A 13,544-nucleotide genomic window follows, 5' to 3' on the forward strand; every position below is an offset into this window, starting at 1 on the left:
CGATCTGGCGAGCATTCTCGCCTAAATGGGTGTCCGGTTTCATTAGACCACTACATCCGAGGTAGCCGACTTCAGGAAAGCACTGGAGCAAGCGAAAGGGAAGAAGCCGAGCAGTACCTGATTCATCGGCTGGAAAAGCTACGACAGGAAAAGATATACGGCGTGCGCCAGGTGCGAACTTGGCGTGAGGCTGCTACCCGATTCCTGGTTGAGTTCAAAGACCAAGCATCGATCGGCCTTTCCGCATCCCACATCGAACAGCTTGACCCGTATATCGGTGATCTGCCGATCACACACATCGATGACGGGACCTTGGCCCCATTCATCCGTGACAGGCAGCGGCCAAGCAAGACGGACAAAGGGAAGGTCAAGCCTGGCGTATCGAACAGGACGGTCAATATCGCCCTGCAACGTGTCGTTAGGATCTTGAACCTGTGCCACCGAAAGTGGCGCGATGCTGAAAAACGGCCATGGCTGGAAAGCGTGCCGATGATATCGATGCTTGAGGAAAAGAGGTCGGCCAGGAAGCCCTACCCGATGTCGTGGGAAGAGCAGGCGATTCTGTTTCCAGAACTGCCGGATCATCTGTTGAGGATGGCCCTCTACAAGGTGAACACGGGGTGCCGGGAGCAGGAAGTGTGCAAGTTGCGATGGGAATGGGAGATACGGTTGCCTGATCTGAACACCAGCGTGTTTCTGATACCTGCCGGATTCGGCGGACGAAGTGATAAAGCTGGGGTGAAGAACGGCGATGAACGCCTGGTGATTCTGAACAGGGTGGCGATGAATATCATCGACAAGCAGCGCGGCCTGCACAAAGACTTGGTGTTCCCCTACGGACAGCCAGATCAATATGGGGCCACTACCATGGACAGAATGAATGACTCGGCGTGGAGAAAGGCCAGGAAGCGTTCGGCGGACAAATGGGAACAAACCAACCAGTCGCCGGCGCATCTAGGGTTCAGGGCTTTCCGCGTTCACGACTTGAAGCACACCTTTGGCAGAAGGCTACGTGCATCTGGCGTGACAGAGGAAGATCGGAAGGCATTGTTGGGACATAAGAACGGCAGCATCACAAGCCACTATTCTACCCCGGAGCTGCAGCATCTGATTGAGGCTGCTAACAAAGTGTCGGCAACCGACTCTCGCGGGCCAGCGCTGACCATCTTAAGGAGGAAATAGGGATGATCCCCCGCAAAAGTCCCTACGCATGAAAAAGCCGAACTGGCTACAGTTCGGCTAAGTCATTGAATAATATGGTCGGGACGGAGTGATTCGAACACTCGACCCCTAGCACCCCATGCTAGTGCGCTACCGGACTGCGCTACGCCCCGACTAGGCGTGTTACTGGGTTTGCTTCGCAAGGAAGCGATCAGGAATATACCGCAAGCTTTTGAAATGTGGAAGTATTTTAAAAGCCGGATTTATTTCTTCAAAACCACCAGCACATCTTCGAGCTCGGAGATCATCTGGCGGATCAATTGCTTGTACTGAGTGGTGTCGTCTTTGGCTTCATCACCGGACATGCGCTGGCGCGCACCGCTGATGGTGAATCCCTGGTCGTACAGCAATGCGCGGATCTGTCGGATCATCAGCACATCCTGGCGCTGATAATACCGACGGTTCCCGGTGCGTTTGACGGGGTTGAGTTGAGGAAACTCCTGCTCCCAATAGCGCAGCACGTGCGGTTTGACCGCACATAGCTCGCTGACTTCACCGATGGTGAAGTAGCGCTTGCCTGGGATGACGGGTAGCTCGTCGTTATGACTTGGTTCCAGCATAAGCCTCAACTCGGGCCTTCAACTTCTGCCCTGGACGAAAGGTGACCACACGGCGAGCCGTGATCGGGATTTCTTCTCCCGTTTTTGGATTGCGGCCAGGCCGCTGGCGTTTGTCCCGCAGGTCAAAATTGCCGAAACCGGACAATTTGACCTGTTCGTTGTCTTCCAGAGCGTGACGGATCTCTTCAAAAAACAGCTCGACCAATTCCTTGGCCTCGCGCTTGTTAAGACCCAGCTCTTCGTACAGACGTTCCGCCATCTCAGCTTTCGTCAAAGCCCCCATACGTCACTTCCTTAACGTGGCGTTTAACCTTTGTTCAAGCGAGGTGAGGATATTTTGTGTCGTGGCATTCACCTCATCGTCATTAAGAGTGCGCGATGGATGCTGCCAGGTCAAGCCGACCGCAAGGCTTTTTCTATGCGGATCAATACCTTTACCCTGATAGACGTCAAATAGCCTGAGGTCCGTCAGCCATTCCCCTGCATTTTCACGGATTACCTCCATAACGGCAGTGGCGGGCACTTCACGATCGGCGATCAACGCCAGGTCACGGCGCACTTCAGGGAAGCGCGACAACTCGCTGAATTTGGGCATCTTGCCTGCAGCCACTTCAGCCAATACCAATTCGAAAACAAAGACCGGACGGTCGAGACCGAGGGTTTTCGACAATTCAGGATGCAGAGCACCGATGAAGCCCACCAGGCGCCCTTCGCGTTCGATGCGAGCGGTCTGGCCAGGGTGCAACGCTGGGTGGCTGCCCGGCACAAACGTGAAAGCGTCCAGTGCACCGGCGAAGCCCAACACCGCTTCCACATCAGCCTTGACGTCGAAGAAATCTACCGCGTCGCGGCCTTGCGCCCAGCCTTCGGGCAAGCGACTACCGCATACAACACCCGCCAACATCGGCTCTTGCTTGAGGCCGTCCAGTTGGCCGACGAAGCGCAGGCCGCTTTCGAACATGCGCACGCGGTCTTGCTGACGGTTCAGGTTATGGGAAAGCGCTTTCACCAGGCCTGGCCACAGCGAAGAGCGCATGGCCGCCATGTCGTTGGAAATAGGGTTGGCCAGCAGCAGCGGCTCGACGCCAGGGTTGAACAGTTCGAACTGCTTCGGATCGATGAAGCTATAGGTCACTGCCTCCTGATAACCACGAGCCACCAACAAGCGACGCAGCTCAGGCAGATGCGCACGCGCTTCGGCCTTGGGTTGCGGTGCCAGGCGCGCTTGCGGATAACGAACCGGCAGGCGGTTGTAGCCGTACAAGCGCGCCAGCTCTTCAATCAAGTCGACTTCCAGGCTGATATCGAAGCGATGGCTTGGCACTTCAACGTGCCACTGCCCTTCCCCACTCGAAGAAATACCCAGGCCGAGAGCAGACAACAGCTGTTCGATTTCAGCCGGTGCGATCACCAGGCCAAGCATCTGCTCGACACTTTTGGCGCGCAGGGTGATCGGCGCAACGGACGGCAGGTACTGCTCGTTGACGGTTTCGGTGATCGGACCAGCTTCGCCACCGGTGATTTCCAGCAACAGGCCAGTGGCGCGCTCCATGGCCTCGCGGGCCAGCTTCCAGTCCACGCCACGTTCGTAGCGGTGTGATGCATCGGTATGCAGGCCATAGGAACGGGCCTTGCCGGCGATGGCAATCTGGTCGAAGAATGCGCTTTCAAGGAACACGTCACGGGTGGTCGCGGACACACCGCTGTGCTCGCCACCCATCACGCCGGCAATCGCCAGGGCGCGGGAATGGTCGGCGATCACCAGGGTATCGGCGCGCAAGGCCACTTCCTGGCCGTCGAGCAGTACCAGCTTTTCGCCTTCTTCGGCCATGCGTACGCGAATGCCACCGTTGATTTCGGCGAGATCGAACGCATGCAGCGGTTGGCCCAGCTCCAACATCACATAGTTGGTGATGTCGACGGCAGCATCGATGCTGCGCACGTCCGCGCGACGCAGGCGCTCAACCATCCACAGCGGGGTAGGCCTGGACAGGTCGACGTTACGGATCACACGGCCCAGGTAACGCGGGCAGGCGTTTGGAGCCAGCACTTCGATCGGCCGCACTTCATCATGCACCGCAGCCACTGCGGCGACCACTGGGCGAGTGACTGGAGCGTTGTACAACGCGCCTACTTCACGCGCCAGCCCCGCCAGGGACAGGCAGTCACCACGGTTGGGAGTCAGGTCGACCTCGATGCTGGCGTCTTCCAACTCCAGATAGACACGGATGTCCTGGCCCACCGGCGCATCGGCCGGCAGCTCCATCAGGCCGTCATTGCCCTCGCCTACCTGCAGCTCAGCCTGGGAGCACAGCATGCCGTTGGACTCAACACCACGCAGTTTGGCCTTCTTGATCTTGAAGTCGCCCGGCAGCTGGGCGCCGATCATGGCAAACGGAATCTTCAGGCCCGGGCGCACGTTGGGCGCTCCGCACACGACCTGGAACGTTTCGGCGCCGTTGCTGACCTGGCATACACGTAACTTATCAGCATCGGGGTGTTGCTCGGTGCTCAGCACCTCACCCACTACCACGCCACTGAAAACACCGGCGGCCGGCGTAACGCTATCGACCTCAAGACCGGCCATCGACAGACGAGCGACCAGCTCGTCGCGACTTACCTGCGGGCTTACCCAGCCACGCAGCCATTGTTCACTGAATTTCATCCTGCTCTCCTAAAGATTCGTTACGACTAGCGAAATTGCGCGAGGAACCGCAAGTCGTTGTCGAAGAACAGACGCAAGTCGTTCACGCCGTAACGCAGCATAGCCAGGCGCTCTACGCCCATGCCGAAGGCAAAGCCCGAGAACTCCTCCGGGTCGATCCCGGACATGCGCAACACATTCGGGTGAACCATGCCGCAGCCCATGACTTCCAGCCAACCGGTCTGCTTGCATACGCGACAGCCTTTGCCGCTGCACATCACGCATTCCATGTCGACTTCAGCGGAAGGCTCGGTGAACGGGAAGAACGATGGGCGGAAACGCACCGCCAGTTCTTTCTCGAAGAACACCCGCAGGAATTCTTCGATGGTGCCTTTAAGGTCGGCGAAGTTGATATCGCGATCTACCAGCAGGCCTTCGACCTGATGGAACATCGGCGAGTGGGTGATATCGGAGTCGCTGCGGTACACACGGCCTGGGCAGACGATGCGGATCGGCGGCTTGTTCGCTTCCATGGTGCGGACCTGTACCGGCGAGGTATGGGTGCGCAGCAGCATGTTGGCATTGAAATAGAAGGTGTCATGCATCGACCGGGCCGGGTGATGGCCTGGGATGTTGAGCGCTTCGAAGTTGTGATAGTCGTCTTCGACCTCGGGGCCTTCGGCAATGCCGTAGCCGATATGGGTGAAGAACTGTTCGATACGTTCCAGAGTCCGGGTAATCGGATGCAGACCGCCCGAGGCCTGACCACGACCAGGCAAGGTAACGTCAATGGACTCGGCGGCGAGCTTGGCCGCAAGATCGGCCTCCTCGAGCGACGCCTTGCGCGCATTGAGAACCTCTGTGACACGCTCCTTGGCGACGTTAATCAGCGCACCGACTTGCGGACGTTCTTGCGCCGGCAAATTCCCCAGGGTCTTCATCACCTGAGTCAATTCACCCTTTTTGCCAAGGTAGTGAACCCGGATTTGCTCCAGGGCATTGATATCTTCAGCGCTTTGCACAGCCTCGAGAGCTTGAGCGACGAGCGCGTCCAGGTTTTCCATGTACAGACTCCAGATACAAAATAGGGGAAGAGCTTGAAGGCTCTTCCCCTATTTATGACGTTTAACACCTTGGGCTGCAGGAGCAACCCAAGGTGACTGTCGGGGGTACTTAAGCCAAGGTGGCTTTAGCTTTCTCGACAATCGCAGCAAACGCCGCTTTTTCGTTCACTGCCAGATCAGCCAGAACCTTACGGTCGATCTCGATGGACGCTTTTTTCAGACCGGCGATGAAACGGCTGTAGGACAGACCGTTAACACGAGCACCAGCGTTGATACGAGCGATCCACAGAGCGCGGAACTGACGTTTTTTCTGACGACGGTCACGGTAGGCGTATTGGCCTGCCTTGATTACCGCTTGCTTGGCAACACGGAATACGCGTGAACGCGCGCCGTAGTAGCCTTTAGCAAGTTTCAGAATTTTTTTGTGACGTTTACGGGCAATGACGCCACGCTTTACACGAGCCATGAGTTACTTCCTCTATTCTTGATCCAAAAATTAACGAAGGCGCAGCATGCGCTCGACTTTTGCCACGTCAGACGGATGCAGCAAGCTGCTACCGCGCAGTTGACGCTTACGCTTGGTCGACATTTTGGTCAGGATGTGGCTCTTGAAAGCGTGCTTGTGCTTGATACCGTTAGCAGTTTTCAGAAACCGCTTAGCAGCACCACTTTTAGTCTTCATCTTTGGCATGTTCGGATACTCCGCATTCAGTTGATAAACATAATCAGAAGGCCTGCCGTGCCCTGTTGATTACTTCTTCTTTTTCGGGGCGATGACCATGATCAGCTGGCGTCCTTCCATCTTAGGATGCTGTTCGACCGAACCGTACTCGAGCAGGTCAGCTTCAACCCGCTTGAGGAGTTCCATCCCCAGCTCCTGGTGGGCCATCTCACGGCCGCGGAATCGCAAGGATACCTTGGCCCTGTCCCCATCACTCAGGAAACGTACCAGGTTGCGCAGTTTTACCTGGTAATCCCCTTCCTCCGTCCCTGGACGAAACTTGATTTCTTTTACTTGAATCTGCTTCTGGTTCTTCTTCGCTGCAGCAATCTGCTTCTTCTTTTCGAAGATCGATTTGCCGTAGTCCATCACCCGGCAAACAGGCGGGACTGCGTCGGCGGAAATTTCCACCAGGTCCAACTTGGACTCTTCAGCGATACGAAGCGCTTCATCAATCGAGACGATGCCAATCTGCTCGCCGTCAGCGCCAATTAACCGAACCTCGCGTGCCGAGATATTCTCGTTGATCGGGGCTTTCGGTGCAGCTCGTTTATCTTGTCTCATTTCACGCTTAATAATAATTACTCCGAATCTGGGCGACCACGCCGGGAAACCGCTTGCGCGAGGAACTCAGCGAACTGGGCGACGGGCATCGAGCCCAGGTCAGCACCTTCACGAGTACGCACAGCGACAGTCTGCATCTCGACTTCCCGATCTCCGATAACCAAAAGATAGGGAACCTTGAGCAAAGTATGCTCGCGGATTTTAAAGCCGATCTTTTCATTTCTCAAGTCGGACTTGGCACGAAATCCGCTTTCGTTGAGAGTTTTTTCAACTTCAGCGGCAAAATCTGCCTGTTTATCAGTGATATTCATGATCACTGCCTGGGTTGGAGCCAGCCACGCAGGGAATGCACCCTCGTAGTGCTCGATCAGGATTCCGACGAACCGCTCGAACGAACCGAGGATCGCCCGGTGCAGCATGACCGGGTGCTTACGGCTGTTGTCTTCGGAGACGTATTCGGCTCCCAGACGGATCGGCAGGTTAAAATCGAGCTGCAAGGTACCACATTGCCAGACACGGCCAAGGCAATCTTTCAGCGAAAATTCAATCTTGGGCCCGTAGAAGGCGCCCTCGCCCGGCTGCAGATCGTACGCGAGACCCGCGCTGTCGAGCGCTGCGGCCAGTGCAGCTTCGGCGCGATCCCACAATTCGTCGGAGCCGACGCGCTTTTCCGGACGAGTGGACAGCTTCATCTCGACTTCGGTAAAGCCGAAATCGCGATAGACATCCATGGTCAGCTTGATAAACGCAGCCGACTCAGCCTGCATCTGCTCTTCGGTGCAGAAGATGTGGGCGTCGTCCTGTGTGAAGCCACGCACGCGCATAATGCCGTGCAGCGCACCCGAGGGCTCGTTGCGGTGGCAGGCACCGAACTCGGCCAGGCGCATCGGCAACTCGCGGTAGCTCTTCAGGCCTTGGTTGAACACCTGCACGTGGCACGGGCAATTCATCGGCTTGATGGCGTAGTCGCGGTTTTCCGATTGCGTAGTGAACATGTTGTCGGCGTAGTTGGCCCAGTGCCCGGATTTCTCCCACAGGCTGCGATCAACGACCTGCGGAGTCTTGATCTCCAGGTAGCCGTTTTCGCGCTGAACCTTGCGCATGTATTGCTCAAGCACCTGGTACAGAGTCCAGCCATTCGGGTGCCAGAACACCATGCCCGGCGCTTCTTCCTGGAGGTGAAACAGGTTCAGGCGCTTGCCGATCTTGCGGTGATCGCGTTTTTCGGCTTCTTCGATACGCTGGATATAAGCGGCCAGCTGCTTCTTGTCAGCCCAGGCAGTACCGTAGATACGCTGCAACTGCTCATTCTTGGCGTCGCCGCGCCAATAGGCGCCGGACAACTTGGTCAATTTGAACGACTTGAGGAAGCGCGTGTTCGGCACGTGCGGACCACGGCACATGTCCACGTATTCTTCGTGGTAGTACAGGCCCATGGCCTGCTCGTCCGGCATGTCTTCGACCAGACGCAGCTTGTAATCTTCGCCGCGGGCGGTGAACACATCGATCACTTCGGCGCGCGGCGTGACCTTCTTGATCACGTCGTAGTCTTTTTCGATCAGGGCGTGCATGCGCTGTTCGATGGCCGCGAGGTCATCCGGAGTAAAAGGACGCTCGTAGGCGATATCGTAATAAAAGCCTTCTTCAATGACCGGGCCGATCACCATTTTTGCAGTCGGGTACAGTTGTTTGACCGCATGGCCAATCAAGTGCGCACAGGAGTGGCGAATGATCTCCAGCCCCTCTTGGTCCTTGGGCGTGATGATTTGCAGGCTGGCATCGCTGGTGATCAGGTCGCTGGCATCGACCAGTTTGCCGTCGACCTTGCCGGCCACGGTGGCCTTGGCCAGGCCTGCGCCAATCGACGCGGCGACTTCGGCTACCGAAACCGGATGATCGAATGAACGCTGACTGCCGTCGGGAAGAGTAATAGTTGGCATGGCGCCTCCTCTCCTAGTGGTGACCCCTACCAAAGGTCACGTGGGTTGGGATGAGCCAGTACAAGATCCAATATCAGGCCGTTCATTTCTGAACGCCTGCCTTACAGCGGCAGGAGCCTTTCGGCCAACCGATCATCGAACCAGAGTGACTGGAGTGAACAAAAGTAACGTGGCAAGGCGGCCTTTGGCACACCGGGAAATAGCCAGGGCGTCGATGCTAGCACAGATGAACGGTCATCGCAGAGCCGCCGCCGCCGGTAATGCAGATTTCCAGGCTTTATAGCTGCAAAAGTGAACTTGAGCTGTACGCGGCGCCTCAAAGCCACTGAGAATCGCCGTTCGTCCTCGACCCATAGGAGCATCCCATGATGCGTTTTACCTCGACCCTCGCTCTCGCCGCCTCCCTGACTGTTCTTTCCTTCGGCGCTCAGGCCGCAGCCCCGTCTAACTGGCCAGCCGGTGCCCGTGAAAGCTTTGTCAGCGACTGCAGCGCCGCAGCCAGCCAGAACGTGGACACCAAGACCGCCAAGGCCCATTGCGAATGTGGCGCGGACAAAATCAACGCGGAATTGAGTACTGCAGAAATCAAAGAACTCATGACTAACCAGAACGCCAGCCCGGAGCTTAAAAACAAAGCGGTGGCGGCTATTTCGTCCTGCAAAGTCGTGAAGAAAAAGTAATATCGCCGCCCGATCAGACGGCTATTTGCCTGAAAAAACGGCCTGAAATGCCTCGTTTCTCACAAAATACGCAGCTTTTACGGCTTTTTTTACACCCTTATGTTTTGCATCAAAGCCCCGTAGACCGGGGCTTTCAGCCAGTCAAAGGGCTAAACGCAACGCTATTGATTAGCAAACAATGCCTTGGGGGGGCTCCCAAGCCGAACATTTCGACTATGATAGCCCGGTGTGCCCAGTTGGCCTGAGCAGCACAGCACTACTGAAAATATATGTTTCTTGGAGATACACCATGTCTAATCGCCAAACCGGCACCGTTAAATGGTTCAACGATGAAAAAGGCTTCGGCTTCATCACTCCTCAAGGTGGCGGTGACGACCTGTTCGTACACTTCAAAGCTATCGAAAGCGACGGTTTCAAAAGCCTGAAAGAAGGCCAAACCGTTTCCTTCGTGGCTGAGAAAGGCCAAAAGGGTATGCAAGCTGCACAGGTTCGCGGCGAGTAATTCTCCGCTGAGCTAAAAAAACCCCGTCCATGTGACGGGGTTTTTTATGGGCGCTGCGAAGGTCGATGACGATCAGCCGCAATTAACCCGAGTGATCACCAGGTTGTCATCGGTATTCAGGTTCAGGCGGTCGGAGCGATATTCCAGGGTGATCATATCGTTGGGCTTGAGGATCCGCGCATTCTGCGCACCGGATCGCGCGCGTGCCTGCTCAAGCAGTTGCGCAGAGGCTTTCTGGCCAATCGCAAATTCGGCGGCCTTCGCCTCACAGCGGCTATGGCCGGCGTCGGCCACGGCATCTTTGGCCGGCTCAGAGGTACCCGAGGTGCTGCAACCCGCCAGTGCGAGTGCCGCCAACAAAGTACCGAATGATGCGAGCTTCCAAGGCATGAAGCCTCCTATGATAAAAAATGGACAGAGATCGTGCGACAGCGGTCTTACGATTTGGTTTCAAGACGTAAACCGTCAAGGGGCAAGTCTGCCTGACTCTTGCGGGGCATTCGCCAGGTCAATCGTGACCAGATATGAATGCAATCAGTAGATATCGATGTAGGCATCTGCCGGCGTAGGCCAGTTCTGCTTCAACGCGTTGAAAATCTGCGTGACCCACACTTCGTCGCTGGCTGCCACGTTTCCGACGTACCCGGAACCTTTGGCCCACGTCTCCAAGCGAAACAGCAACCCTGCGATGTCGACCCCACCCACGGCCTTTCCGGATGAGATGTAGGCTATGCCGGCCTTGGTCACCCGCAGTTGGGCATGTTCGTCGTCACTGGCACTGGCGAGCAATTGGCGCACGGCATCCCGTGTGAGGCTCTCGGGGTTATTCAAATCGATCTGCACGCGGTGGTTCCCGATGGTTAAACACGGTGCGAGTGTCGCACAGTTCGAGCGAACGCCTGAGCGTCTCATGCCTAAGTATCAGTGCCAAACAGCCTGCAAGATGATTAACTGCGTGGCCAGAAACCGCGCTCCAGCGCCCTGCCCAGTATTTTCAGCCTCGCGAGATTTTCATGACCACCGTAACGCTCCAAGCCGACATCAAAGCCAAGTGGCCTCAGGGCCAAAGCGCCTATAGCCCTGGCAGCCCTGAGGAGCTGGCGATTATCGGAATTGATCTGCTGGTCAAGGAAATGGGCACTGAGGCCGCACAAGCTTTCATCGGCCAGGTATTCGAAAAATACCCGGCCGATCACAGGGGCGCAGAAAAACCCGAGCGAGACTGAGAGCCGGCCGGCGAGCGCCGACCGACACAGGTTTACTTAAGGCGCGCCAGACGTTCGGTCAACAGATCGAAAAAGCCCTGGGCATCGCCGTTCTCAACCCAGAACGCGTTTTTCGGTTGTTTCAGGCCGTCGTACCAATCGACGATAGTCTGGCCGAAGGTCGGGCCTTCACGACTGTCTACCACCACGTTGACCGCTCGACCGCTGAACAGCGAGGGCTTGAGCAGGTAAGCAACTACGGTGGCATCGTGAACAGGGCCACCGGGAATGCCGTAGTGCTCCATGTCGCCTTTGACGTACTCATTGAGAATGTCGCCGACCACCTTGCTCGCATTGTTCTTGAGGTCGGCGATTTTCTTCAAGCGCGCCTCACTGGTGAGCACTTTGTGGGTCACGTCCAGCGGCAGGTAGGTGAGCTTGACGCCGCTCTTGAGCACGATTTCCGCTGCGACGGGGTCCGCGAACAGGTTGAACTCAGCCACCGGCGTGATATTGCCACCGTTGAAGTGCGCACCGCCCATCACCACCACTTCCTTGATACCTTGGGTGATTTCCGGATCCTGGGTCAGGGCCAGCGCCAGGTTGGTCTGCGGGCCGAGCATGGCGATGGTAATGCTGTGTGGTTTGGCGGCACGCAAAGTCTTGATCAGGTAATCGACGGCATTACCTTCAGCAAGCCCCTTCTTGGGCTCGTGCACGGTCACACCGGAAATGCCTTCCTTGCCATGAATATTCTCGGCATAGATCGGCGTGCGCAGCAGCGGCGCCGGCGCACCGGCGTATACCGGGATATCCTCGCGCCCCGCCCACTCGCGGGCCAGCCTTGCGTTACGGGAAGTTTTGTCCAGGCGCACGTTACCAGCGACGGTGGTGAGCGCGCGGATGCTCAGCTCTTCCGGAGAGGCCATGGCGAACAACAATGCCACCACATCATCGGCGCCAGGATCGGTGTCGATGATCAGGTCGATTTTTTCCGCCGCCTGGGCGCTTGCTGCAGTGAGTGCGGACAAAAGCAGAACACTCCGGAACAGATTTCTCAGGATGGGTAGACCACGTTGCATAGAACACTCCTTGTTGGAAAAGACTAGAACGTCACGCCGGACACCAGCGCAATATTGCAGTAAGGCTGACACTCGCCAGTGCGCACCACGGCGCGCGCCTTGCGACTCAGCTGTTTGAACTCATCATGGCTGAGCAGGTGACGCTCGCCGAGCGCGGCCTGGTCAGCCAGGGTATTGAGCTGCGCCAGCGCCGGTGGCTGTTTGAGCAGAATCTCGTTGGCCAGCACATGACTCTCCACCTGCATTTCACTGAGCACAATGCGCAAAGTGCTGATGAAGTCAGGAATACCCTGGGTCAACGCCAGGTCGATCAGCTCGACACCCGGCGGCACCGGCAGACCGGCATCGCCGATGACCAGGATGTCGCCATGGCCCAGGGAGGCGATCACACGCGACAGCGCGATATTGAGCAGCGGAGTCTTTTTCATGAGGGCACAAAACCTTGTACGTCGTGCAGCGTTGGAATGGAAGGTTGTGCGCCAGCGCGGGTGACCGATAGCGCGGCTGCAACCTGGCCAAAGCGGATGGCCTCGGCTTCGCTTTGGCCAGCGGACAACGCGGCTGCAAAACCGCCCACGAAGGTGTCGCCGGCTGCGGTGGTATCCACCGCCTTGACCTTGGGCGCCACCAAGTGCTCAAAGCCTTGGCCATCGGCAAACAACGCACCTTGCGCACCCAGGGTAACGATGACTTTGCCGGCACCGGCTTCGATCAGGCGAGTCGCGGCTTCTTTGGCGCTGTCGAGGGAATCGACCGTCACGCCACTCAGCGCACTGGCTTCGCTTTCGTTGGGAACCAGATAGTCGATCGAGGCGTACCACTCGACCGGCAACGGGCCACTGGCCGGGGCCGGATTGAGGATCACGGTCTTGCCCAGTTCACGGCCACGCTTGAGGGCGTACCCTACGGTGTCCATGGGCACTTCAAGCTGGCAGACGATCACGTCGGCCCCCTGCAGCACCGCGTCGAACGTTTGCAATGAGGCTGGCGTCAGAGCGCCATTGCTGCCGGCCACGATCACGATCGCGTTCTGGCTGCTGTCATCCACCACGATCAACGCCACGCCGCTGGAGCCAGTGACGGCAGCCACAGCCTGACAATCGATACCCTCGACCAGCAAAGCATCGCGCAATTGGCTACCGTAGGCATCGGAGCCCACGCAGCCGATCATCGCCACCTCGCCTCCCAAGCGCGCCACCGCCACGGCCTGGTTGGCGCCCTTACCGCCGGGCACGGTGGAAAATGTCTGGCCGATCAACGTTTCACCGGCGCGCGGCAAACGGCTGGCGCGGGTGACCAGGTCCATGTTCAAGCTGCCTATTACCACTACTTTTGCGGGCATACATCAATACTCATCAATT

General features: G+C 57.3%; 17 protein-coding genes and 1 tRNA gene. 4 read left to right on the forward strand and 14 right to left on the reverse strand.

The window, feature by feature from the left end:
• Positions 1 to 54: 54 nt before the first annotated feature.
• Complete coding sequence (locus tag QRN10_RS13930) at positions 55 to 1,182, forward strand: tyrosine-type recombinase/integrase (RefSeq protein ID WP_285428595.1); 1,128 nt, start codon at positions 55 to 57, stop codon at positions 1,180 to 1,182.
• A 75-nt stretch (positions 1,183 to 1,257) separates the two neighbouring features.
• On the opposite strand, the gene QRN10_RS13935 is transcribed toward QRN10_RS13930, so the two are convergent.
• The 9 genes from QRN10_RS13935 to thrS all read right to left on the reverse strand — a co-directional run bounded on the left by QRN10_RS13935 (position 1,258) and on the right by thrS (position 8,714).
• A tRNA-Pro gene (locus tag QRN10_RS13935) sits at positions 1,258 to 1,334 on the reverse strand.
• Positions 1,335 to 1,424: 90 nt separating this feature from the next.
• Positions 1,425 to 1,781 carry a MerR family transcriptional regulator gene (locus QRN10_RS13940; protein WP_003174972.1) on the reverse strand — a complete coding sequence of 119 codons (357 nt, stop codon included), beginning with the start codon at positions 1,779 to 1,781 and terminating at the stop codon, positions 1,425 to 1,427.
• Positions 1,762 to 2,064, reverse strand: coding sequence for an integration host factor subunit alpha (gene ihfA / locus QRN10_RS13945; protein ID WP_002553164.1), 303 nt, complete (start codon positions 2,062 to 2,064; stop codon positions 1,762 to 1,764). Before ihfA ends, QRN10_RS13940 begins: the two co-directional genes overlap by 20 nt.
• Before the next feature lie 3 nt (positions 2,065 to 2,067).
• Positions 2,068 to 4,446 carry a phenylalanine--tRNA ligase subunit beta gene (gene pheT, locus QRN10_RS13950; protein WP_285428571.1) on the reverse strand — a complete coding sequence of 793 codons (2,379 nt, stop codon included), beginning with the start codon at positions 4,444 to 4,446 and terminating at the stop codon, positions 2,068 to 2,070.
• 26 nt (positions 4,447 to 4,472) lie between these two features.
• The gene (gene pheS, locus QRN10_RS13955; protein WP_266246125.1) at positions 4,473 to 5,489 is read right to left on the reverse strand and encodes a phenylalanine--tRNA ligase subunit alpha; all 1,017 of its coding nucleotides are present in this window, start codon (positions 5,487 to 5,489) and stop codon (positions 4,473 to 4,475) included.
• Between the two features lie 109 nt (positions 5,490 to 5,598).
• Positions 5,599 to 5,955, reverse strand: coding sequence for a 50S ribosomal protein L20 (gene rplT, locus QRN10_RS13960; RefSeq protein WP_002553161.1), 357 nt, complete (start codon positions 5,953 to 5,955; stop codon positions 5,599 to 5,601).
• Positions 5,956 to 5,985: 30 nt separating this feature from the next.
• On the reverse strand, positions 5,986 to 6,180 hold the full coding sequence (gene rpmI / locus QRN10_RS13965) for a 50S ribosomal protein L35 (protein WP_002553160.1): 195 nt from the start codon (positions 6,178 to 6,180) through the stop codon (positions 5,986 to 5,988).
• Between the two features lie 60 nt (positions 6,181 to 6,240).
• Positions 6,241 to 6,792, reverse strand: coding sequence for a translation initiation factor IF-3 (infC, locus tag QRN10_RS13970; RefSeq protein ID WP_169850653.1), 552 nt, complete (start codon positions 6,790 to 6,792; stop codon positions 6,241 to 6,243).
• Positions 6,792 to 8,714, reverse strand: coding sequence for a threonine--tRNA ligase (gene thrS, locus QRN10_RS13975; protein ID WP_003192490.1), 1,923 nt, complete (start codon positions 8,712 to 8,714; stop codon positions 6,792 to 6,794). The genes infC and thrS overlap by 1 nt, the downstream gene beginning before the upstream one ends.
• A gap of 365 nt (positions 8,715 to 9,079) precedes the next feature.
• Between thrS and QRN10_RS13980 the strand changes: the two genes are divergently transcribed.
• A complete protein-coding gene (locus tag QRN10_RS13980) occupies positions 9,080 to 9,394 on the forward strand; it encodes a hypothetical protein (RefSeq protein ID WP_285428572.1) in 315 nt (104 codons plus the stop codon).
• Between the two features lie 289 nt (positions 9,395 to 9,683).
• Positions 9,684 to 9,896: a cold-shock protein gene (locus QRN10_RS13985; protein WP_003234260.1), complete on the forward strand. Its 213-nt coding sequence runs from the start codon at positions 9,684 to 9,686 to the stop codon at positions 9,894 to 9,896.
• 72 nt (positions 9,897 to 9,968) lie between these two features.
• On the opposite strand, the gene QRN10_RS13990 is transcribed toward QRN10_RS13985, so the two are convergent.
• The gene (locus QRN10_RS13990; protein WP_181081249.1) at positions 9,969 to 10,286 is read right to left on the reverse strand and encodes an I78 family peptidase inhibitor; all 318 of its coding nucleotides are present in this window, start codon (positions 10,284 to 10,286) and stop codon (positions 9,969 to 9,971) included.
• 144 nt (positions 10,287 to 10,430) lie between these two features.
• A complete protein-coding gene (locus QRN10_RS13995; RefSeq protein WP_253508510.1) occupies positions 10,431 to 10,739 on the reverse strand; it encodes a hypothetical protein in 309 nt (102 codons plus the stop codon).
• 170 nt (positions 10,740 to 10,909) lie between these two features.
• Here QRN10_RS13995 and QRN10_RS14000 point away from each other — a divergent pair, with 170 nt between their 5' ends.
• Positions 10,910 to 11,122, forward strand: a complete 213-nt coding sequence (locus QRN10_RS14000; RefSeq protein WP_181081247.1) for a hypothetical protein — start codon at positions 10,910 to 10,912, stop codon at positions 11,120 to 11,122.
• A gap of 32 nt (positions 11,123 to 11,154) precedes the next feature.
• On the opposite strand, the gene QRN10_RS14005 is transcribed toward QRN10_RS14000, so the two are convergent.
• The 3 genes from QRN10_RS14005 to rbsK are packed head-to-tail and all read right to left on the reverse strand — an operon-like array spanning position 11,155 to position 13,525.
• Positions 11,155 to 12,183 (reverse strand): nucleoside hydrolase, encoded by a 1,029-nt coding sequence (locus QRN10_RS14005; protein WP_181081246.1) that lies wholly within the window; start codon positions 12,181 to 12,183, stop codon positions 11,155 to 11,157.
• 23 nt (positions 12,184 to 12,206) lie between these two features.
• Positions 12,207 to 12,611, reverse strand: coding sequence for a D-ribose pyranase (gene rbsD / locus QRN10_RS14010; protein ID WP_181081245.1), 405 nt, complete (start codon positions 12,609 to 12,611; stop codon positions 12,207 to 12,209).
• Positions 12,608 to 13,525, reverse strand: coding sequence for a ribokinase (gene rbsK / locus QRN10_RS14015; RefSeq protein ID WP_181081244.1), 918 nt, complete (start codon positions 13,523 to 13,525; stop codon positions 12,608 to 12,610). The genes rbsD and rbsK overlap by 4 nt, the downstream gene beginning before the upstream one ends.
• Positions 13,526 to 13,544: the final 19 nt, after the last annotated feature.

The organism is Pseudomonas sp. lyk4-R2A-8, assembly GCF_030209095.1.
GTDB classification, from domain to species: Bacteria; Pseudomonadota; Gammaproteobacteria; order Pseudomonadales; family Pseudomonadaceae; genus Aquipseudomonas; species Aquipseudomonas quebecensis.